This is a genomic window from Nocardia sp. NPDC051756 (genome assembly GCF_040681495.1).
In the GTDB taxonomy this organism is placed as follows: domain Bacteria; phylum Actinomycetota; class Actinomycetes; order Mycobacteriales; family Mycobacteriaceae; genus Nocardia.
On sequence record NZ_JBFAYV010000002.1, the window covers coordinates 576,747 to 597,953 of the forward strand.

The window sequence follows — 21,207 nt, forward strand, 5'->3', positions numbered from 1 at the left end:
CCAGCGGTCATATCCCCGCAGTACCGCGGCTCGCCCGAGGCAGATCGAGATCGAGCGGGATGCGGCCCACCGCCAGATGCGCTTCCACTTCGTCGGCGGGCATCGGCCGGGCGATCAAGAAGCCTTGTGCCCGATAGCAACCGAGGCCGACCAGGGTGCGCGCGGCGACCGCGGTCTCGACGCCCTCGCCGACCACCCCGAGGCCGAACGAACCGGCAAGTCCGATAATGGATTTCACGATCGCGAGATCGTCGGTGCTGGCGCCGAGGCGCTGCACGAAGCCGCGGTCGATCTTCACCGCGTCGACCGGGAGCGCCTTCAGGTGCGACAGCGAGCTGTAGCCGGTGCCGAAATCGTCGATCGCGATCTGCACGCCCATGCGCTTGAGCCCGCGCAACGTCACCTGCGTGCGAGCCAGATCCTGCACGACCACGTGCTCGGTGATCTCCAGGCAGATCGAGCTGCCATCGATGCCGAACAGCCGCAGGATGTCCTCGATCCGTTCCACGAAGTCCAGGCTGACCAGCTGCACCGGCGAAACATTGATCCGCATCACCACATTCGCGGCCAGGCCGCGTCTGCGCCATTCGGCGAACTGCGCGCAGGCCGATCTGATCACCCAGCGCCCGAGCTCACCGGCCAGGTTGGTCGCCTCGGCCACGGTGACGAACGCCGCGGGCGGCAGCAGGCCCCTGGTCGGATGCAGCCAGCGGACCAGCGCCTCCAGCGCGACGATCCGGCCGGTGCGCAGGTCGACCTCCGGCTGGTAGTGCAGCAGCAGCGAGCCGTCGGACACCGCGCCGCGCAGGTTCAACTCGACGTCGTCTTGCAGTTCGAACTGGGCGCGCATCGCGTCGGTGAACACGGCAACGCCGTTGCCGCCGCCCGATTTGGCCGAGAGCAGCGCGTGGTCGGCCCGGCGCAGCACGTCGGCGACGGTGGTCTCGCCGGGAATGCCGACCGCGACGCCGATGCTGGCCGCGCGGCTCACCGATTCCCCGCCGACGGTGACCCGGCGGCCGATGAGCTGCTGAATCCGCGTGCCTTCTTCCTCGGCGGCGACCGCGTCCATCGGCTTGGCCGGCACGATGACGAACTCGTCGCCGCCGAGGCGGGCGATCATGTCGTCCGGATCGAGGTGCTCGCGCAGTCGCGAGGAGAGCGTGCGAATGAAGTTGTCACCCGCGGTGTGCCCGAGGAAGTCGTTGAGTGCCTTGAGCCGGTCCAGGTCGAGGAAGAACGCCGCCACCGGTCCGGGGCTGCCCGGTTTCAGCCGCTCGTCCATGTGCTCGAGCAGCGCGCGGCGGTTGGCCAGTCCGGTGAGGTCGTCGTGCAGCGCGATGTAGCGCAGCCGCTCCTCGGCGACCACCCGCGCCTGCAACTGGGCGAACAGCGCGGCGATCGCCTTGAGCACATTGAGTTCGCGGGTGCTCCACTGCCGATCGCCGGTCTTGATGAAGCCGAGCACGCCGGTCGACTCGCCGCGCGAGAGCAGCGGCACCGCGGCCGTGGTGACGACCGGGATGCCGGAGGCGCGGCGCATCGTCTCCTGATAGTCGGCGAACTCCGGGGTCGGGCGGGCGATCATCGGCTCGGTCGCGTGCTCGAACGCGCGGAACACCGGATCGGCGCCCTCGAAGTAGACGACCTCGAGCGGATCCGGATCGGGTACCTGCGGGCGATGCGGCCATTCCGCGATCAGCAGCGACGCGCGGCGTTCCCGGTCGGTGTGGCGCACATAACTGAAGTCGACGTCGAAGTATTCGACCAGCTGGGCCAGCACCCGTTCGGTTGCCTCGGCCATGGTCGTGGCGTCGACACCCATCAGCTCGGAGGCGACCTGGGTCACCAATGAGTCGAGCGTCCGCCGAGGCACCTTGTCTCCGATCACGCTATCCACGGGTGTCCACGCCAGGCATCGGCCGCCGAATCGCTCAGGCATGGCACCAACGCCATGGTCTCATGCTCAGGTGTTGTGAGCAGGTCCGAGAAACGAAGCGACGTCAGTGTATCCACGCGATCCGGGAAAATCGTGGCCGGTGCACAGGGGAGTCGCGTTTTTCGGCTGCTGGCCGCACCCATCGTCACCCCACCATTCCGGGGCCGGTATCCGGTGTACGGCGCCCGTGCCGTACGACTCGAATCCGTGAGCCTTGCAATTCATCGGCAATTGCCCGACCAGACCGATTATCCCACCAGATCGGATCGGTCGAGCGGTGATCTCCCGAATCGGGGCCCGGTGGGAAATGACCTGCTACCGTCCCACCGAAGCCGCCAGCAACCCGGATCGGCGCGGCGGCGATGCTCGCCTCGACAGCCATACTGTTCCTACTCCGTTGCTCCGCATCCTTACGCGGTCGTCGAACCGGGGTCGACATCTTCACCCGAATCCCGCTTTCCGGACGAGTTTGCCTAGGGCAGTATCCGTCATCGGACAAGAATTGACCAGACGTCTGGTTAATCTTCCGAAAACTGGATGCAGCCCCGCAAATTCCCCCTGGTCAGAACCCGTCTTGTGGATGAGCAAGATACCAGAGAGACCGGTCGGTTCTAGCGCAGCTAACGAGCAGCAAGCTAGACCAGGATCGAGATGAACAGCTCCACCGAGTCCGGCCCCTGCCAGATCTCGATCTCTTCCCGGTAGGCCCGGGTGATCTCGGCCGACGCCGTCGCGTCGTCGACCTGAGCCCACACATCCTCCACCGGATCGTGATAGTCCCCGTTCGGCGCGAAGCGCGCGTAGACGCCCTTCGGCACGCGCACCAGGACATCGCCGATCGGCACCGCCTCCGGCTCGCGGTACTCGAAACAGACCACCGCGTTGTAGTTGCCCGCCGGGTCCGGCACGTACACCGTGAACATCGGCCGGTCGGCGCCCTTGCGGTCGCGCAGCCGGTCCTTGAGGAACTCGATCAGGTCGCTGTTGCTGACCTTGAAACTCGGGCGCACCCTCGGCACCACCAGGCCGCCGTAAATCGCCTCGTGGCGCACTGCGATCGCATAACTCATGACTGCGCCTCGCTGGCGCTCGGCTCCGTCATGTGCATGGCACGCTGGCACATGATTCGCTCGCTCCGCTCGATCATCGGGCGTCGACCGCCAGGTAGAGCTCGATCTTGTAGGCGTGCGGGTAGCACTCGAAGTCGCCGGTGTAGGTGCGCTTGATCTGGTTGTGTTCCTCGGCGTACGCGATCTGGGTCCAGAGGTCGGTCATCACCTGCGGGAAGTTACCGACCGAGGAGAACCGCGCATAGGTGCCGCGCGGCAGCCGGGCCACCAGATGGCCGCGGGTGACATCGCCGAAGGACGCGCACTCGTAGCCGACGATCTGCGTGTTGTAGGTGCCGAGCTCACCGGTGTAGTCGGTGTAGGCACTGGCCAGCGGGCCACCGAGTTCCTGGTGCAGCACGGTCGCCCAGGCTGCCTCCAGGTCGTGATCACGCAGCTCTCCGAGCGCACGTTTAGGGCTGCGCACCGGCAACCCGGCAACCCATGTTTCGTCTCGCTCGACGATTTCAAACTGCATGGAAAGACTCTTTCGAGATGAATCCGGGGGCGCGGCCCGCATCCGGTCGGTCAGAAAGGCCATGCTATCAACACAGACCGCGTGGTCACGATCACATGTCCCTCTTGTTACTCACCCTCACGACGGTCCCGAACTGGACAAATGACCGGTGGCAGTGAATCTCTCGCACCGCTATGGCCACTCATGCATAGTTGGCATGAACCCGCGCGCTGATCACCCGGCCACCCCGGCGACACCGAACGGAGTCCTGATGCACGACAGCCTGATCCACGACGATTTGGACCGGCGCGCCGCCGCGATAACCGATCAGGTGATCGCCTGGCGCAGGCAACTGCATCAACATCCCGAGCTGTCCAACCGCGAGGTGAACACCGCCGCCCTCATCACCGAGCACCTCCACGCACTGGCCCTGGACGAGGTGCGCACCGGCATTGCCGGACACGGTGTCGTCGGCGTGTTGCGCGGCGGGCAGCCCGGTGACCGGGTGATCGCACTGCGCGCCGACATCGACGCGCTGCCGGTGCCGGACGAATGCGGCGCCGACTTCGCCGCGCACGTGGTGGACGACAAGTATCCGGGCGGACCGTTTCCGGTGTCGCACGCCTGCGGCCACGACTGCCACACCGCGATGCTGATGGGCGCCGCGAGTGTGCTTGCGGGCGTCCGTGATCAGCTACCCGGAACTGTGCTGTTCGTCTTTCAGCCCGCCGAGGAGGGGCCGCCGGTGGACGAAAAGGGCGGCGCCCGCGAGATGCTCGCGCAGGGCGTGTTCGACGATCCGGTGCCGACGATGGCATTCGGGTTCCATGTCACGCCATATCCCAAGGGCTACATCGGCTATCGCGTCGGCAACCAGTTCGGCGCGTCCTGCCTGGTCCGGATCACCGTCACCGGGCAGCAGGTGCACGGGTCCACGCCGTGGATGGGCATCGATCCGATGCCTGCGGTCGGCGCGGTGCTCACCGGTATCGGGCAGCTCTATCGGCAGGTCAACGCGTTTCAGCCGATCACCGTGTCGATCGGGCACATCGAGGATGTGGGGCGGTTCAACATCATCGGACGGACGGTCACGCTGTGGGGCACGATCCGCTGCGCGGTGGAATCCGATATGGCCGAGGTGCAGCGGCGGCTCGCGACGCTGGCCGAGCACAGTGCGCAGGCCTACAACGCCACGGCGACCGTCGACTATTTGCAGGATGTGCCCGCGGTGCACAACAAGAAGGAATGGATCGACGCCGGTCTGCCGACGTTCTGTCATGTGGCGGGCGTCGAGCGGGTGGTGGAGACCGCGGCGACGCTCGGCTACGACGATGTCTCGGAGTTCGTCAACAAGTACGGCGGCCTGTACGTGACGCTGGGCGTACAGGACACCGAGATCGCCGACAACGGGATGCCGGCCCCTGCGCCCGGCGGCCGAGGGCTGGCGATGAATCACAGTCCGCACTTCTATGCCGACGACGACACCCTCGTCACCGGAGTCCGGCTGCACGCGCATGTGGCCAACGACCATCTCAGCGGCGCCTTGGTGCCGCACCTAGGGTGATTCCCGTGTGCCACACCATCGCCGAGTTGGACGCCGCGGTTGCCGACTGCTTCGCCTGTCCGCGGCTCGTCGCCTGGCGTGAGCAGGTGGCGCGGGAGAAACGGGCGGCGTTCCGGGACGAAACCTATTGGGGGCGGCCGGTTCCCGGGTACGGTCCGGACGACGCGCGCTTGCTGGTCGTCGGGCTGGCGCCGGCGGCGCACGGCGGCAACCGGACCGGCCGGATGTTCACCGGTGACCGTAGCGGTGACGTGCTCTACGCAGCCATGCACGCGGTCGGGCTGGCCAACCAGCCGACGGCGACGCATCGCGACGACGGATTGCGGTTGCTCGGCACCCGGGTCACCGCACCGGTGCACTGCGCGCCGCCGGACAACAAACCGACCCCGGACGAACGCGACCGCTGCCGGCACTGGCTGGCCACCGAATTCGCTTTGCTCGCACCGACTGTCCGCGCCGTCGTGGTGCTCGGCGGGTTCGGCTGGCAGGCGCTGCTACCCGTGCTGGCCGACGCGGGCTGGACCATTCCGCGGCCGCGACCGAAGTTCGGGCACGGCGCGCACATCGAGCTATCCCCCGCCGATCCGGGCCGCGCGCCATTGCATCTGTTCGGCTGCTATCACGTGAGTCAGCAGAACACCTTTACCGGCCGGCTCACGCCCGCGATGGTCGAAGAAGTGCTGAGCACGGCGGCGCGGACGGCCGGACTCGAGGTCACCGCGATCGATTAGTTCCATTGTCCGAGAAAGGGTTTTCGTCGATTCACGATATCGTTGGAGCCGGGGAGTCGGTCGCGGGTGCGGCTCGACGGAGGAGCCGGGCGGCCACGGCGCGCCCATTGTGAACGGAGCGAACGTTGCCCAGTAACCAAATGGTGTTCCTGCTGGTAGATCTCGTGCTCATCGCGGTGGCCGCGCGATTGCTCGGCAAGCTGGCCCAGCGGCTCGGCCAACCGCCGGTAATCGGCGAAATCGCGGCGGGAATCATTGCGGGGCCCACCATTCTGGGGGCGCATTTATCCGGCATCGTCTTTCCGCAGGACGTCCGTTCCTATCTGAGCGCGTTCGCGAATGTCGGCGTGATGATCTTCATGTTCCTCGCCGGGCTGGAGATCGATCGGAGCTCGTTCAACGGCAATCGCCGCGCCGTGGCCAGCGTGTCGCTGTCCGCCTACTTCGTGCCGTTCGCGCTCGGCTGCGGGGTCGCGCTCGCGGTGCTGTCGCGATACCACCAGGGCAACCGGCTGACCTTCGCGTTGTTCATCGGCTGCGCGCTCGCGGTCACCGCGTTCCCGGTGCTGGCCCGCATCCTGATCGAACGCGACCTGATGGGCACCCGGATCGGGCAGCTCAGCATGGCCAGCGCGGCCATCGACGACATCCTGGCGTGGACCGTGCTCGCCTTCGTCATCGGCCTGGCCCGGCCGGGCGCGACCAATCAGTGGAAACTGCTGCTGTTCGTGCCGCTGGTCGCGGCGATGTGGTGGCTGGTCCGCCCGCTGCTCACCCGCGCCTCCCGCTCCACCACAGCGACCAGCAACAACACCATGATCTTCCTCGCCGTCTGCGGCGCGCTGATCTGCGGCGCGGCCACCGAATGGATCGGCCTGCACCTGATCTTCGGCGCCTTCCTGTTCGGCGTCATCTTCCCCCGCACCCACCGGCCGGTCGTGGAAACCGGTGCGCAACTGCTGAGTTCGGTGTTCCTGCCCGCCTTCTTCGTCATCGCGGGTCTCCAGGTGGACCTCAGCTCGCTCGACCGCGCCGGTGTCGTGGAGATGATCGCGATCCTGCTGACCGCGCTGGCCGGAAAGCTCGGCGGCACCTATCTCGCCGCGCGCGCCAACGGAATCGAGCCGCGCGAAGCCGGTGCGCTGGCCAGCCTGATGAACACCCGCGGACTCACCGAACTCATCATTCTGAATGTCGGTTTGACCACGGGACTCATTGGGGTGCAGCTGTATTCGATCCTCGTCGTGATGGCCCTGGTGACCACGGCGATGACTTCGCCGCTGCTGCGCCTGCTCAAGGTGACGCCCGACCTCGGACGCCTGCCGGTCCAGACCACGGACGAGGCCCGGACGGTTTCATGACCGGCGTCGAGTACGGAAGGTGCGCCGCAGGTCATCGATCCAGGCATCGGGGACCTCCCAAGGGATGAAGTGCCCGCCTGCCGCGTGCGCGGTCAGGTTGACGTGGTTGTACCAGTCGGCCCGGTCCGTGGCGAGCCAGCTCTCCACGCGTTGCTCGGGAGTGTTTACGCCAGGCGGGTTTTCGTGACCGACGAAGGTGATGCCGGTGGGCGCCTCGATGATCGGGACGCGATCGTGCGCCGGGGTCCAGGGATAGCGGTTCGCGTTGGCGTAGTAGCGGATCGAGGTGCCGATGGCGTTGTTCACCCAGAAGATCATGGCGTGGGTGAGCAGGTCGTCCTTGCTGAAGACGGTCTCGATATCGCCGTGGCTGTCGCTCCACTTGACCCAGCGTTGCAGGATCCAGGCGAGCAGGCCGGCCGGTGAATCGGTGAGACCGTAAGCGAGCGTGCTCGGTTCGAGCACGTGGACGGCGAGGTGGACGGCGAAGCGGTGTTCGAGGGAGCGGAATCGCTGATAGTCGGCGTCGGACAGACCCGGCGGGATCGGTTGTCCCCCACTGAGATCCCAGGCCCGATCGCCGCTGAACAGAGTGAGCTTCAGGCCGGAGCCGATGTGGATGCCGTGCAGTTCTTCGGCGTATTTGTGGCCGAGTTGGCCGGTGACGAGCGCACCGACATCGCAGCCTGCCGCAGCGTATTTCGGATAGCCGAGGGTGTCGGTCATCAGCGTGTGCCAGAGGTCGGCGACCTTCCAGAAGTTCATGTCCGGGTTGTCCGGCAGCGGTGTGGAGAAGCCGAACCCGGGCAGCGACGGGACGATGACGTCGAACGCGTCGGCCGGGTCACCGCCGAAGGCCGCGGGGTCGGCGAGCGGGTCGATCACCTTGGCCCAGTGCCAGAAGGTCCACGGCCAGCCGTGGGTGAGGATCAACGGGGTCGGGTTTGGCCCGGCACCCGGCTTGCGCATGAAGTGAATCGGCACGCCGTCGACGTGCACTCGATAGTGCTCGTAGGCATTGATCGCGGATTCCGCTTTGCGCCAGTCATATTCGTCGCGCCAGTACTCGACCAGCTCCTGTAGGTATCGACGACTGACGCCATAGCGCCAATCGTCGTTGCCCACATCGTCGAGCCACCTGGTGAGCCGAAGCCGCGTCGCGAGATCGTCCAACACGTCATCGGCAACCCGAATCGGCGCGGCCGCCAGTGCAAACTGCGATGTCATGAATACCCTTCCGAGATAACCGAATCCGCCGACGTCAGCTCGTTGTCCATCAAATCGGCCATCCGCTGCAAGGCGGGCAACGCCGCACTGACCGCCTGCCGCTCCGCCTCCGTCAACGCCTCGGCCAACTCCGTGAACCGGCGAACCCGTTCCTGATGCCGCGTCTGCACGATCCGCGCCCCCGCCGCGGTGATCTCGACCAGCACCGCTCGACCATCCGCCGGGTCCGGCCGTCGCTCGACCAGCCCGCCCCGCTCCAACCGGCTCACCAGCTGAGTGATCGCCGGCTGGGTGATCTGCTCGGTCACCTTCAACGCCGAAACCCGCATCGCCCCGTGGCCGGCCAAGGTGTGCAACACCGAAAGCGTGGTGAACGCGTGCTTCTCCGCACTCGGCAGCCGAATAGACGCCCGGGTGAACGCCCCCATCACCCGAGCAAGGTCATCAGCCTCGAGCTCGCGCCGCTGTGCTCCCATAGTCAGCAATGTATCACCAGTTTATTTAAGTTGCTTATGCAGTTTCGGGACTCGATCGCCCATGACGGCGTGGGTAACGGGCATTTTTGCTGGTGAGACCTAGTGTGCGGGGATGACCAACCTGCGCGGGCAGCATGAGCGGCGGCGGACGGCGGGCGAGTGGTGGGCGATGGTGCGGGCATCGCCATACCTGCCCGCGACGGTGCTCGTATTGCTGGTCGCGGCCGCAGCGGGGTTGTTCGCGGGGTCGTATACATACGCGCTGGCTAATCCGACGCCGCGGCAGATTCCGATCGCGGTGATCGGGTCGGAGCAGAGCGCTCCGGTATCGGGGTTTCTTACGGAGATGCAGCGGTCGCTGGATGATTCGCTGGCGGTGCGCAGCTATCCGGACGAGGCGGCGGCGCGGGAGGCGATCGAGGATCAGAAGGTATTCGCGATCGTCACGGCCCGGCCGCCGGGAGTGCGGCTCGATATCTCCAGTGCCTCAGGTCAATCGGTGGCACAGTTGCTCACCCAGGTCGCCTCGACGGCGGGGGCGGTCGAGGTGACGGATGTGGTGCCGTTGCAGCCCGGCGATCCGCGCGGACTCGCGATCTTCTACATCTCGCTGGCGGCGGTGATCATCGGCTTCGTCGGCGCGACCCAATTCAGCGTGCACGCCGCGGCGTTGAATCCACTGGAACGGATCGGCTTCACCGCGGCGTACGCGGTCTGCGGCGGTTTCACCATTGCGGCGGTGGCGGATTGGGTGCTCGGGGTGGTCCGATTGCCGTTTCCGGAATCGTGGGGAATTCTGTCGCTGACCATGTTCACCTCCGGCATGGTGTTCACCATGTTCAACACCCTGTTCGGGCGGTGGGCGATCCTGCCGACCTGGGGTCTGATGGTGTTGCTCGGCAATCCGTCCTCCGGCGGCGCGGTGTCCTGGCCGCTGCTGCCGTCTCTGCTCGGGCACATCGGCCGCTGGCTGCCGCCCGGCGCGTCGGTCAACGCACAGCACACCGCCGTGTATTTCGGTGCGCACCAACATCTTCTGCCGTTCGCCGTGCTCGCCGGCTGGGCGCTCGTCGCGTGCGCGGTGTTCTGGATCTGGCGCAGCCGTCATCCCGGCGGCCGGACGACCGGCAACGCGCACGACGCCCGCTCACGCAACCGGGAAGTGGTCGGCCAGGAACTTGGCGAAGACCTGCCGTGAGATCTGCGTGCCCCAGCCTGCCCAGGTGAAGTCGTAGATGTGCTCGCCGTAAGGCACTGCGAGCAACTGGTTTTCGACGCCGACCCGGCGCAACCGTTCGGCGAGTTCGGCCGAACCGCGGTACGGCGCAACATGATCCCGATTGCCGTGCATGAGCAGCGTCGGCGGCACATTCGGCCGGACATAGGTGACCGGGGAGGCGGCCTTGTAGCGGTCGGGCACCTGGTCCGGAGTTCCGCCGGTGTAGTCCTGGAGAAACGTGCGCATTCGTCCGGGCAGCCCGGTGTCGCGCCACGCCTCGACCAGGTCAGGCACCGGGTAGAACGCCGCGACCGCCTTGACCGCCGTGTCGGTGACCGCGCAACTCGGCGCGACCCGGTCGTCGGCGTACGCGCCCATCAGCGCGAGATTGCCACCCGCCGAACCGCCCGCGAGCATCACCCGCTCCGGATCGATGTGGTACTTCGCCGCCTGCTGTTTGACCCATCCGACGGCACACTTCACATCACCCGGCGATTGATTCCAGCGCGCGGGCGGAGTCAGCCGGTAGTCGATGGCGAAGACAGCATATCCCTGGTCGGTCAACCACTTGTGCCACATCGGCGCCTCGCCGCGATCGCCGTTGCGCCAGCCGCCGCCGTGCACCCAGACCACCGCGGGGCGCGGCCGAGCCGAATCGCCTTCCGGCAGTTTCACATCGAGCTTCAGGTCCTGGCCGTCGACGGTGTTGTACACGGTGCTCAACGATTCGTCCGGCGTGCCGGTGTTCGTGCCACCGGAAAGATAGTCGCCGAACGACAGTTTCGCGTCCTGGCGCACCGCCGTCCCCCACGACGCGGCCAACGGGAAGCCCGAGGCGACCACGCCGAGCAGGCACACCAACCCGGTCACCGCCGCCACCCGGCGCACCCCTACTCGTCCCTTCTTGCCAAAGGCGATCAGCGACAACACGAATCCCGCCAACCCGAGCGGAATCAGGTACAGCCCATAGTCACTCACGATGTGCGTCAGCACCACGAAGGGTGCGGGCACCCGCACCGCGATGATCACGTAGATGAACAGCACCATCAGCACGGCCACCCCGGCCGCCGATGCCGCAACCAGCCAGCGAATGAGCATTCGATCATTAACCCACGACCGCCCGCACCAGCACAGATGGCACGCCGCGCGTGGTCGTCGGGGCAGTACTCGAGGTGTGCGACGATAAGGCGGAGGATGTCCTGATCTGCGGTATATCGGTCCGAAAGGACAGGGCAGACGAGGTACCCGAAGACGCATTCTGGGACAGGTCAGCACCTACGTTTACAGGAGCGTTCCCATGACAGAGCACATCGCAGGCATCGCCATCCCGGACAGCCGCCTGGTCACCGAGGCCACCGAACTGGTCCGCGCCAGCGCACCGCCGCTGCTGTTTCATCATTCCCGGCGCGTCTACCTGTTCGGCATGCTGCAAGGACAGCTGCGCGGCCTGAAGCCCGATCCCGAATTGCTGTACGTCGGCGCGATGTTCCACGACCTCGGACTGACCGATACCTACCGCACCCGGAACCAGCGATTCGAGGTCGACGGCGCCGACGAGGCCCGCCGATTCCTCGCCGCGCACGGCATCGATGACGAAGCGGCGCAGCGGGTGTGGACAGCCATCGCGTTGCACACCACGCCGGGCATCCCCGAACACATGGCGCCCGAGATCGCGCTGGTCACGGCCGGTGTCGAAACCGATGTCCTCGGTATCGGATACGGTGATCTCGCGCCCGCCGATATCGAAGCGGTCACCGCCGCGCATCCGCGACCCGACTTCAAACGGCAGATCCTCGCCGCGTTCACCGAGGGGTTCGCCGACCGCCCCGACACCACCTTCGGGACGGTCAATGCCGACGTCCTCGCGCACTTCGTGCCCGGCTTCGTCCGGACCGATTTCGTCGAGGTCATCCAGTCCAACCCGTGGCCCGAATGAGCGTGACGTCCCGTCCGCACGTGGTCGGCATACTCGTGTTTCCCGGCGTCACGCTGCTCGATGTCGCCGGGCCGAGCGAGGTGTTCACCGAGGCCAACCGGTGCGGCGCGAACTATCGGATCACGCTGATCTCCCCCGACGGCGCGCCGGTGCGCTCGTCCACCGGGTTGCGCTTCGACGTCGACCGCGCCGCTGAGGAGGCGCGGAAGCTGGACACCCTCGTGGTGCCCGGCTCTGAGGAACTGGTCACGGCGGCGCTGCCACCCGAACTAGTCCGCGCGGTAACCGGATCGGCCGAACGCACGCCCCGGATCGCCTCGGTCTGCACCGGCGCTTTCCTGCTCGCCGCCGCCGGCCTGCTCGACGGACGCCGGGCGACGACGCATTGGCGGCACGCCGCGACCCTGCAACGACGCCACCCTGACATCGAGGTCGATCCCGACGCCATCTTCGTCACCGACGGACCGATCATGACCTCGGCCGGCATCAGCGCGGGCATCGATCTCACCCTGCACCTGGTCGAACAGGATCACGGCCCGGCGCTGGCCCGCGACGTGGCCCGCTCACTGGTCGTCTTCCTCCAGCGACCCGGCGGCCAATCGCAATTCTCCGTCCCGATTCGCACACCGGCACCGAAGGACAACACCCTGCGCACACTGCTCGATGTCATCCATACCGATCCCACACGGGACTACACCGTGCCGGTGCTGGCCGCCCTCGCGAACACCAGTCCGCGCCAACTCACGCGACTGTTCCGCCGGGAATTGGACACCACTCCAGCTCGCTATCTAGAGCAGGTTCGCCTCGAACAAGCCCAAATACTGTTGGACCAAGGGCATTCCGTCACGACAACGGCCGCCCGGAGCGGTTTCGGCAGCGACGACACCCTCCGTCGCGCCTTCCAACAGCACCTCGGCATCGCACCGAGCACCTATCAGCACCGCTTCACCGCGACCACCGAACACTGAGGTGCGGGTTACTTCGCCGCTTCCGCCTGCCACGCCGCGATCGCCGCTTCCCAGCGACGATTGTTGGTGAACTCGGAGATTTCCCGGCGATCGATCAGGATGTAGATCTCCCCCGCGGTGGTCGTCTCCATGATCAGCGGCTTGCCCGCGTTGAGCAGCCCGCCCATGAATCTGCCGTAGAGCGAGGTGAATTCGCGGCGCAGCGACACGATGGCCGCGGGCGACAGGGTCAGATCGTCGCCGTCGCTCCAGTCGGACAGCACCAGGCGCTCCCCATCGAGTTCGATCCGGCCGCGGCGCGGGAACAGCGCGCGCTGGCTGACGAATCCGGCCGCCTTGTCCGCGGAGCTGTGCCGGCGCAGTTCCGCCACCGTGGCGGCGATGTAGCTTGCACTTCGCACAACATCCGTCATCACGAACACCTCCCGGCTGAATGGCAAGCACCTACCGAGAATTGTCCGACCGGGCACCGCCGTCGCACATCGCTCTCCCGTACCCCCTCGATGTCCGCCGCAAGAACTACGCGACGCCGTACCGATCCTCCGAGAGGAGGACCCCGAGCGGGCCGAAGACCGCGCCTGGGCGTCGTCAGCCGGTGTCGTACCGCTATTTTCCGTGGTCACGCCCCTAGGCTTGGACCATCGATACCAACTTCTCGCGCAGCACCTTTCTGCGGAACGCACTCGGAATCGGCCTGACCGGCTGGGCCTTGGCCGGCCTACCGGGCACGTCCGGCGCTCGCGTCGCGCGGGCCGAGCCGCTACCACTGGCCGTCGGCCGCACCGCGGCGGGCGTGGATTGGAGCAAGCTCGACAAGCGCGTGCGGGGCCGGGTCCTCCTGGCGAACGACGCGGATTACCCGACGGCCAAGCAGATCTTCAACACCCGGTTCGACGACGCGAAGCCGACCGCCGTCGTGCAGGTCGACAATGTCGACGACGTCGCGGCCGCGCTCGCTTTCGCCGCCGAGAACGAGCTGATGCTGGCGGCCCGCGCGGGCGGTCATTCGTATGTGGGCGCCTCGGCGGCGACCGGTGCGATGATCGTCGACCTGCGCAAGCTGTCCGGGGTGAACTACCGCGACGGCGAAGCCGTTGTCGCACCGGGCATGACGCTGAACGCGGTGTATCGCGAACTCGACCGGTTCGGGCAGACGCTGCCCACCGGGATGTGCCCGATGGTCGGCATCGCCGGACTCACCCTGGGCGGCGGGCTCGGCTTCGAATCCCGGCGCTACGGGTTGACCTGCGATCGGCTTGCCGCGGCCACCATGGTGCTGCCGGACGGCACGGTGGCCGCGGTTTCGCCGACCTCGCGGCCGGATCTGTTCTGGGCCATCCGCGGCGGCGGATCCCATCTCGGCGTGGTCACCTCCCTCACCTATCGCACGTGTCCGGCGACGCCGAAAGACGTTGTGCAACTGTCCTTTCCCGGCGAGCTGGCGGCGCAGGTGATTGCCGGGTGGTCGGCCTGGCTGGCTACCGCCGACCCCGGCGAGTGGGCCTGCGTCAGCGTGGACGCGGACGGGCACGGCGGGTTGAAATGCTGGATGCAGCTGGTCTGCCCGGCCAAGGAGGGCATCCGGGCCGCGGTCACGCTGATGGCCGCCACGGCCAAGCCGCTGAACGTGGAGTACCGGAGCCTGAATCACATGGACACGGTCATGTATCTCGCGGGCGGCAACGCCACCCAGCCGCGCGCCACCTTCACCTGCGGCTCCGACGTCGTCACCGAACTGTCCGCGGACGCCATCGCCGCGGTCCTCGAGGCGATCACCGCGCACTCCCGGGCGGGCGGCACCGGCTGGGTGCAGATCAACACGCTCGACGGCGCCGTCCGCGACACCCTCCCCGGCGACACCGCCTTCCCGTGGCGCGAGCACGCGGCGCTCGTGGAATGGGGTAACTACCAACAGATTCCGCACGAGCAGGCCGCCGCATGGATCACCGAGGCACACCACCTCGTCGCCCCCTACTCCGCGGGCGCCTACGTCAACTACCTCGAAATCGGCGACCCGATGGAGCGCTACTACGCACACAATTATCCGCAGCTCGACCGCGTCCGCCGAAAGGTGGACCCGCAGAACCGGATACACACGGTGCTGGTCAGCTGACTCCGCTTTGCCGCCGGAGAGCTAGGCCGAGCGGACGAGAATGGCTCGGGTGTACAGGATTTGGAAGCCGATCTTCTGCACGTTCTGCTGCGACTTGGAGCCGGGGAGGGTGGTGACCACGGCAAGGTCGCAGCCCGCTGCTGCGGCGTCGGCCAGGCGGGCCGACAGAAGCGAGGCCTGAACACCGCGGCGACGGAATGCCGGAAGGGTTGCCGCGCCGCAGAATTGCGCGACCCCGTCGGCGAGACGCAGGCTGGCGCCACCGGCCGGGACGCCGTCGATGCGGGCGATCGAACCGGAAAAGCCGGTGGCCGAGGCGATGTCACGCACCGAGTTGTCGAGGGCGTCGCGCGGAAACTCCTCGTGCGAGGCGATGCCCTGGAGGTCGGGCGCGGCGAAGCCGGTGGCGACGACGTCCAGCCAGGTGTCGAACTCGTCCGGGCCGACCGGCGAGATCTGCACGCCGGCCGCGGAATTCGACTGCCGCCCCGGTTCGAGCCGCAGACCGAGCACGTTCTCGAACCCGCTGAGCACGTAGCCGCGACGGGTCAGGCGTTCGACCACCGCGGGATCCGCGAGCGTCGAGACCTCGAACTGGACCGGGGTGTCGCGCTCGGCGAACGCCGCCTCCACCTCGTCCAGGGTGCCGTCGTCGAATTCGTCGCCCATGCCGACGCCGACCACCTTGTCGAGCGGTGAGCCGGGACCGGCCCACACGGCCGCCCCGCTGCCGACCGGAAGCACGAGCACCCGCGGCTCCCGTTGCGCGGCGGCGCGGGCGCCCTCTTCGATCAGCGAACGCTCGACGCGCTCGATCCTGGCCGCGAGATCGGTTCCGGCGAACAGGCTGGGTTCAGACCACATGGATGCATTCCTACCAGGGCGAACCCGCCAAGCGACAATCCTTTTCGGGCCCTATGCCGAAGCCCGGAGTACCGGCGACGACGCCTCGGATCGATCGGCGGAACGCCGGAGCCCGACCAGCGACGCGAGAATGCCGACGCCCGCGAGCGGAATCACATCGAGCGTGAGCATCGGCGCCATCGTGCTCACCGCCATCACCACCGGGCTCCACCACGGGAGCCGCCCCGCCCGGACGAGCAGGACGGTCAGCACGATCAGTCCGAGAAAGAACAGCGGCGGCCCGACCTCGTAGAAGGCCAGACGAACGCCGGGAACGGCCGAGAATTCCCGGCTCAGCCTGGACATGTCGGCCCTGTCCGCGGCCATGGCGGCGAACACGACATCCGCGCCGAACTGAACGATGGTCGCCGCCAACCCGGTCAGCGTGACGATCACCGTGCCCATCCCCCACTTGCTGTGCGGGAGCAGTCGTTCCAGACCGAGCACCGCCGGAACGAACAGCACCATCCCGATCAGTCCGACGATATGCGCTGCCTGCCAATCGATTCCGGGCCCGTAGTGGCCGTCCGCCAGACCGAACAGCCGGATCACGCCGTATCCGGAGAAGAACAGCGGCGCGGAGAAGAGCAGCACTCCGGGGGATTTCACGGTCTCAGCTTGGCAGGACGACAGCCACGCGAGCCTCCGGGAAAACCCTGGTTCCGACCCTGGATCCGAGGCTAGGTCTGCGGCAGCGGCGTGGATACCGGGAAGGTGACCGGGAGGGCGGTCAACGCTCGATGGAACGGGCCCGGACGCCAGGTCAGCTCGTCTGCCGGTACCGCGAGTCGGATCTCCGGGAGGGCGTCGAGCAGCTGATCGATGGCGTCCTGCGCGATCAGGTAGGCCAGTGAGCTGGCCGGGCAGACGTGCGGGCCGGTGCCCCAGGCCAGGTGCGAACGGTTGCCCGCGAACTGGTTCGCGCTGATCTCCGGATCGGTATTGCAGGCGGCCATGCTGATGACGACCGGTTGGTGCGCCGGTAGCCAGACGTCATCGATCAGGATCGGCTGTCGCGGAAAGCTGATGCAGAAGTTGGCCATCGGCGGGTCGTTGAACAGCACCTCGTCCAGCGCGTCCCGGGTGGACAGGCTGCCGCCGAGCACGCTGCCGCCGAAGCGCTCGTCGCTGAGGATCAGCCGCAGCGTGTTGACGATCAGATTCTGTTGCGGCTCGATGCCCGCGCCGTACAGCGTGGCCAGCTGGTGCACCATTTCGGTGTCGCTCAGCTCGGCGTGGTGTTGCAGCATGCGCGTGGTGACGTCGTCACCCGGTTGAGCGCGCTTGAGCTGGGTCAGCTCCAGCAACGCGCCGATGAGCATCTTGTTGCCCTGCGCCGCGTCGACACCCTCGAAGATCGCCGCGAAACCGGTCGCCGCCTGCTGGGCGATCTCGGCCGGGCAACCCAGCATGGCGTTCAGCACCGCGAAGGCGAGCGGAAACGCATACTGGCGCACCAGATCCGCCGATCCGTCCGCGCAGAACGAATTGATCAGCGGTATCGCGACCTCCGCGACGGTGTCGTGCAGGCTGTACTGATCGACTTTGTCGAGACCGGCGGTATTGGTCTGCCGATAGCGGGCATGCTCGGCGCCCGCGTTGCGCAAGGCATTCGGCCGCCACTGCATCATCGGCAGCACCGGGCAATCCGTCGCGACGCCCTTCTGCCAGGTCCGCGGATCGGCCGGGAAATGATCCGGATCATTGAAGATCCGCACCGCGGTGTAATAGCCGATCACCAATGTGGCCGGCACACCCGCCGCCAATTCCACCGGCACCAGCGACCCGTACTGTTCGCGCATCGACCGATAGGCGCCGTGCGGATCCGCCGCGAACTCCGGTGCGTACAACGACACCCGGGGACCGTCGGTATCGATCGGCGAACCGGGTACGGCCCGACTGTGCGCGGTGGGCGGGGGCATCGTCATCGCGGCAACTCCATGCGGTCGGGCAGCAAACTCCGTGAGCCTATGCAGCCGTCGGCACGCGCGTATCGAAATCCGCGCGGGTCGAACCCGAAACGTTTTCACGCCACTCCGCCGACGTGTTTGCCCCGCATTCGCCCCAGTGGTTCCATGAGGCCGCGACACCTGGTGACGGGACTGGCTTTCGAGTAGCCGAGCAGATCTGTTTGCTGGCGAAAGGAACCGTGTCTCGATGCGCCCAGGTCATTCACGTCGCTGCCGTTGGGGAATCAGTCTGACCGCGGCGCTCGCGGTCACCGGAATGGTCGCGGCCGTTCCCGCTTTCGCGGAGGTCACCGAGGACGGCAGCGTCTCGCCCGCCGGGGCGAACGATTGGACCTGCGTACCGAATACGAAGCGACCGGAGCCGGTGGTGCTCGTGCACGGCACCTGGGGCAATCAGAACTCCTGGGACGTCCTGGCTCCGCAGCTGAAAGCACTTGGGGTGTGCGTGTATTCGCTGAATTACGGGCACGCGCCGTTCAGCGTTCGAGGTGCGGCGCCCGGGGTATTCGGCACCGCGGATATTCGTTCGTCCGCCAAGGAGCTCGCGGCATTCATCGAGCGGGTGCGTGGCGTGACCGGCGCGGCCAAAGTCGATATCGTCGCGCATTCGCAGGGCGCGCCGCTCACCCGGCAGTATCTGCGTTTCGAGGGTGGCGCGTATCGCGCCGACCCGAGCCGCAACAAGGTCGATCACCTGGTCACCATCGCCGGCACCAACCACGGCACCACCGCCGACGGCCTCGGCTTCCTGCTACCCACGGGGAGCGCGTCCGGGATATCGGACGGCGTGATCGCCAGGGTGCTCGGCACCTCGGCGGCCCAGCAGCTGACCGGCAGCGAATTCATCCGCACACTCAATGCCGGCGGCGATACCGAACCGGGCGTGCATTACACGGCGATCGCCACCCGCGTCGATCATGTCGTCACGCCGCCCGAGGCGACATTCCTGCGCGCGGGCCGTGCGGCCACGGTCGAGAATCTATGGGTGCAAGACCTATGCCCGACCGATACTTTTCACCACGGAATTCTCCCCGAATCCCCCACTGTTGCTTATCTTGTGCACCGCGCCCTCGGCCTGCCGTTCGCCGGCGATCCCTGTCCCGAGCCGAGCGCCGATCAATCGAAGTAGCCCCTGGGCGGCCGATGCCCCCGGCCCCCAATCCCCGGGGCCGAAACCATACCGAAAATATGGTTTGATCAGGGGAAATGCCCAATAGACAGGTCTGCACCACCAGCGCATCATGATCTTTACGTCCGGTGCCGTTCGTCGGGGGAACGTCAAAGGAAACCCGCACGGATTGGAAAGACCATGTTTATCAAGAAGTTGGTGGCGACCGCAGTATTCGCCATCGCGGCCACCGGAATCACGATGGCAACGGCACACGGTGAAGCGGAATTGGCCGATATCTCGGTCAGCGCGACGGACGGCCCGGTCGGCTACACGACGACCCTGGCCGCGGATCATTCACAGGCCCTGGTCACCCTGGCCTCCGGCAAGTTCGTCCTGACGCCGGACGCGGTCCAGGTGGTCACCGACGACGGCACGGTGGTCGGCGCGATTCCCACGACGCTGCGCGTCGAAACGGGTCAAACCCTTGCCGTCACACCGGCTTTGACCAGTGACACCGCGCTGACCCTCACCCCGGTGGGCGGCCCGACGGCCGCCGCGACCAGCTCGCAGGACCTGCCGTTCGTGCACACCGTAGGCGGCGGCGGAGCCATCCTGGCCGGCGCGTTCGTCGGCTGCCTGGTCGGCATTCTGATCGGGATCTGGTTCTTCCTGGTCGGCGCCATCTTCGGCTGCGCCATCGGTGCGGCGATCGGCGGATTCATCGGCGCCGTCTCCTGACCGCGCCCGTTCGTCGAGGGTGACGAACCCCACGAGAAGCGAGGAAACGAAAGACCCGTGCTCCACCCGAGCACGGGTCTCTTACGTGCGGAACGGAACTCGTCAAACGCAGTACTCGCAGGTGCCGTTGGCGGGCAGCTGAATGAAGCACTGCGCGCACACCGCGGGCCGCGTCGGCTGCGGCTTGATCTCGACCTGCGCGACGGTGCTGGGCGCCCGGCGACCGGCGACCTTGGGGGTGAGCGGCGGAACCGCCATGTCGGCAGGCATCGCGGCACCATAGAACTCGTAGCACTGCCAGCGCGCGTAGGCGGCGTGCAGTTCGAGGTCGACCGGGATCGGCAGTCCGGCCAACTCGAGCACGTATTTGTAGGTGTCGCCGACCGTGTGGTTCTCCCGCACGCACAGCGCGGTCAGCGGCGGCTCGCCCGCCTTGTGACAGCGGCGCGCGATCTTGCGCAGGATGGCGTCCATCCAGGTGCGGGTCGGCGCGCCGGTATGCACCCCGGACACCTCCTGCACCCGCTCGGCCAGCTCGCCGACGGTGATGAAATGCCCGTACCCGGTGGCGATCTCGGACAGCTCCGCGTGCGCGGCCAGCGCCCACGCCACCGTCGCCTCCCGCAACGACACCGCGGTGTCGTCACCCGCCCGCCATGCTCCTGCCGTCGTGGGTACCGAATTGCTGATCACCCGATCAAGTTATCGCGGGAGACCGGGAAAAGACCAATGACGGGACATGTACCGGAAGGTACGGGTGGGCGGTCGGCCAGGTCTTGACTATACATACGATCGACCGTACGTTTATTTTGTGACTATCGATACCGGCCGAGGCCGAGACCTGACAACGGATCCACGCGTACGAGATGTCGGCGAGGTGCGGACCGAGCATCTTTTCGATGTGGTGGTCGACTTGAACCCGCCGCTGGACATGGGCGTCGGCCCGTACGGCCGGCGGATTCTTTATGGCGCGGCGGGCGGGTCGTTCGCGGGGGCGAAGTTGCGCGGCGAAGTGGTTGCGGGCGGCGGAGATTGGACGTTGTTCCGGCCCGATCGGGGGATGACGGTGGATGTCCGGCTCACGTTGCGTACACACGACGATGCGCTGGTACACGTGTCGTACGGCGGTCGATGGATTGTTCCGCCGGAATTGCACGACGATATCGTCGATCCGGTGCGGAGTCGCCTGGTCGATCCCGCGCGTTATTATTTCCGGACTGCCCCGCTATTCGAAACCGGGTCGGAGAAATATGCTTGGTTGAACGATATCGTGTGCGTCGGATCGGGTTACCTGATCGACGGCGGGGTGGCTTACCAAGTCTCCCGAGTCCTTTAAGAAAGCAATTCGAATTCGTTCGCCCCGGTGCGGCGAGCGAGCGTGAAGA

At 66.8% G+C, this 21,207-nt stretch carries 21 protein-coding genes; 10 read left to right on the forward strand and 11 right to left on the reverse strand.

Features of this window, described 5'->3' with window-relative positions; translation table 11 throughout:
• Nucleotides 1–7: 7 nt before the first annotated feature.
• From AB0M22_RS08790 to AB0M22_RS08800, 3 genes are all read right to left on the reverse strand, one after another.
• Nucleotides 8–1,825, reverse strand: coding sequence for a bifunctional diguanylate cyclase/phosphodiesterase (locus tag AB0M22_RS08790; RefSeq protein ID WP_150402822.1), 1,818 nt, complete (start codon nt 1,823–1,825; stop codon nt 8–10).
• Nucleotides 1,826–2,574: 749 nt separating this feature from the next.
• Nucleotides 2,575–3,009 (reverse strand): effector binding domain-containing protein, encoded by a 435-nt coding sequence (locus tag AB0M22_RS08795; protein WP_364722741.1) that lies wholly within the window; start codon nt 3,007–3,009, stop codon nt 2,575–2,577.
• A gap of 73 nt (nt 3,010–3,082) precedes the next feature.
• Nucleotides 3,083–3,526: a GyrI-like domain-containing protein gene (locus AB0M22_RS08800; RefSeq protein ID WP_040738955.1), complete on the reverse strand. Its 444-nt coding sequence runs from the start codon at nt 3,524–3,526 to the stop codon at nt 3,083–3,085.
• A gap of 250 nt (nt 3,527–3,776) precedes the next feature.
• Between AB0M22_RS08800 and AB0M22_RS08805 the strand changes: the two genes are divergently transcribed.
• From AB0M22_RS08805 to AB0M22_RS08815, 3 genes are all read left to right on the forward strand, one after another.
• Nucleotides 3,777–5,069 carry an amidohydrolase gene (locus AB0M22_RS08805; RefSeq protein WP_364722744.1) on the forward strand — a complete coding sequence of 431 codons (1,293 nt, stop codon included), beginning with the start codon at nt 3,777–3,779 and terminating at the stop codon, nt 5,067–5,069.
• 5 nt (nt 5,070–5,074) lie between these two features.
• Nucleotides 5,075–5,800 carry a uracil-DNA glycosylase gene (locus AB0M22_RS08810; RefSeq protein ID WP_364722746.1) on the forward strand — a complete coding sequence of 242 codons (726 nt, stop codon included), beginning with the start codon at nt 5,075–5,077 and terminating at the stop codon, nt 5,798–5,800.
• A 125-nt stretch (nt 5,801–5,925) separates the two neighbouring features.
• On the forward strand, nt 5,926–7,161 hold the full coding sequence (locus tag AB0M22_RS08815) for a cation:proton antiporter (protein WP_364722748.1): 1,236 nt from the start codon (nt 5,926–5,928) through the stop codon (nt 7,159–7,161).
• Here the strand turns inward: AB0M22_RS08815 and AB0M22_RS08820 are convergent.
• The gene (locus AB0M22_RS08820; protein WP_364722750.1) at nt 7,156–8,388 is read right to left on the reverse strand and encodes an epoxide hydrolase; all 1,233 of its coding nucleotides are present in this window, start codon (nt 8,386–8,388) and stop codon (nt 7,156–7,158) included. The genes AB0M22_RS08815 and AB0M22_RS08820 overlap by 6 nt on opposite strands.
• Nucleotides 8,385–8,864, reverse strand: coding sequence for a MarR family transcriptional regulator (locus tag AB0M22_RS08825; RefSeq protein ID WP_364722752.1), 480 nt, complete (start codon nt 8,862–8,864; stop codon nt 8,385–8,387). The genes AB0M22_RS08820 and AB0M22_RS08825 overlap by 4 nt, the downstream gene beginning before the upstream one ends.
• A 112-nt stretch (nt 8,865–8,976) precedes the next feature.
• Here AB0M22_RS08825 and AB0M22_RS08830 point away from each other — a divergent pair, with 112 nt between their 5' ends.
• Nucleotides 8,977–10,062: an ABC transporter permease gene (locus AB0M22_RS08830; protein WP_364722755.1), complete on the forward strand. Its 1,086-nt coding sequence runs from the start codon at nt 8,977–8,979 to the stop codon at nt 10,060–10,062.
• Here the strand turns inward: AB0M22_RS08830 and AB0M22_RS08835 are convergent.
• The gene (locus AB0M22_RS08835; RefSeq protein WP_364722757.1) at nt 10,012–11,181 is read right to left on the reverse strand and encodes an alpha/beta hydrolase; all 1,170 of its coding nucleotides are present in this window, start codon (nt 11,179–11,181) and stop codon (nt 10,012–10,014) included. The two genes, AB0M22_RS08830 and AB0M22_RS08835, sit on opposite strands and share 51 nt — an antisense overlap.
• Nucleotides 11,182–11,380: 199 nt before the next feature.
• Here AB0M22_RS08835 and AB0M22_RS08840 point away from each other — a divergent pair, with 199 nt between their 5' ends.
• Both AB0M22_RS08840 and AB0M22_RS08845 read left to right on the forward strand, forming a co-directional pair.
• Nucleotides 11,381–12,019 carry an HD domain-containing protein gene (locus AB0M22_RS08840; RefSeq protein WP_364722759.1) on the forward strand — a complete coding sequence of 213 codons (639 nt, stop codon included), beginning with the start codon at nt 11,381–11,383 and terminating at the stop codon, nt 12,017–12,019.
• Nucleotides 12,016–12,987 (forward strand): GlxA family transcriptional regulator, encoded by a 972-nt coding sequence (locus AB0M22_RS08845; RefSeq protein ID WP_364722761.1) that lies wholly within the window; start codon nt 12,016–12,018, stop codon nt 12,985–12,987. Before AB0M22_RS08840 ends, AB0M22_RS08845 begins: the two co-directional genes overlap by 4 nt.
• An 8-nt stretch (nt 12,988–12,995) precedes the next feature.
• Here the strand turns inward: AB0M22_RS08845 and AB0M22_RS08850 are convergent, their stop codons facing one another.
• On the reverse strand, nt 12,996–13,400 hold the full coding sequence (locus AB0M22_RS08850; protein ID WP_364722763.1) for a hypothetical protein: 405 nt from the start codon (nt 13,398–13,400) through the stop codon (nt 12,996–12,998).
• A 296-nt stretch (nt 13,401–13,696) separates the two neighbouring features.
• Between AB0M22_RS08850 and AB0M22_RS08855 the strand changes: the two genes are divergently transcribed.
• Nucleotides 13,697–15,100 (forward strand): FAD-binding oxidoreductase, encoded by a 1,404-nt coding sequence (locus tag AB0M22_RS08855; RefSeq protein WP_364722765.1) that lies wholly within the window; start codon nt 13,697–13,699, stop codon nt 15,098–15,100.
• 21 nt (nt 15,101–15,121) lie between these two features.
• On the opposite strand, the gene AB0M22_RS08860 is transcribed toward AB0M22_RS08855, so the two are convergent.
• The 3 genes from AB0M22_RS08860 to AB0M22_RS08870 all read right to left on the reverse strand — a co-directional run bounded on the left by AB0M22_RS08860 (nt 15,122) and on the right by AB0M22_RS08870 (nt 17,931).
• Entirely contained in the window at nt 15,122–15,964 is an 843-nt protein-coding gene (locus tag AB0M22_RS08860; RefSeq protein ID WP_364722767.1) for a GNAT family N-acetyltransferase, read from the reverse strand.
• A 51-nt stretch (nt 15,965–16,015) separates the two neighbouring features.
• The gene (locus AB0M22_RS08865) at nt 16,016–16,612 is read right to left on the reverse strand and encodes a hypothetical protein (RefSeq protein ID WP_364722769.1); all 597 of its coding nucleotides are present in this window, start codon (nt 16,610–16,612) and stop codon (nt 16,016–16,018) included.
• A gap of 71 nt (nt 16,613–16,683) precedes the next feature.
• On the reverse strand, nt 16,684–17,931 hold the full coding sequence (locus AB0M22_RS08870; protein WP_364722771.1) for a cytochrome P450: 1,248 nt from the start codon (nt 17,929–17,931) through the stop codon (nt 16,684–16,686).
• A 229-nt stretch (nt 17,932–18,160) separates the two neighbouring features.
• Between AB0M22_RS08870 and AB0M22_RS08875 the strand changes: the two genes are divergently transcribed.
• Together AB0M22_RS08875 and AB0M22_RS08880 are read left to right on the forward strand one after the other, a co-directional pair.
• The gene (locus AB0M22_RS08875) at nt 18,161–19,102 is read left to right on the forward strand and encodes an alpha/beta fold hydrolase (RefSeq protein ID WP_364722773.1); all 942 of its coding nucleotides are present in this window, start codon (nt 18,161–18,163) and stop codon (nt 19,100–19,102) included.
• Nucleotides 19,103–19,282: 180 nt separating this feature from the next.
• Entirely contained in the window at nt 19,283–19,822 is a 540-nt protein-coding gene (locus AB0M22_RS08880; protein ID WP_364722775.1) for a hypothetical protein, read from the forward strand.
• A gap of 102 nt (nt 19,823–19,924) precedes the next feature.
• On the opposite strand, the gene AB0M22_RS08885 is transcribed toward AB0M22_RS08880, so the two are convergent.
• The gene (locus tag AB0M22_RS08885; protein ID WP_364722777.1) at nt 19,925–20,515 is read right to left on the reverse strand and encodes a hypothetical protein; all 591 of its coding nucleotides are present in this window, start codon (nt 20,513–20,515) and stop codon (nt 19,925–19,927) included.
• A gap of 184 nt (nt 20,516–20,699) precedes the next feature.
• Here AB0M22_RS08885 and AB0M22_RS08890 point away from each other — a divergent pair, with 184 nt between their 5' ends.
• Nucleotides 20,700–21,158 (forward strand): DUF3237 domain-containing protein, encoded by a 459-nt coding sequence (locus tag AB0M22_RS08890; RefSeq protein WP_364722779.1) that lies wholly within the window; start codon nt 20,700–20,702, stop codon nt 21,156–21,158.
• The last annotated feature ends 49 nt before the right edge of the window (nt 21,159–21,207 follow it).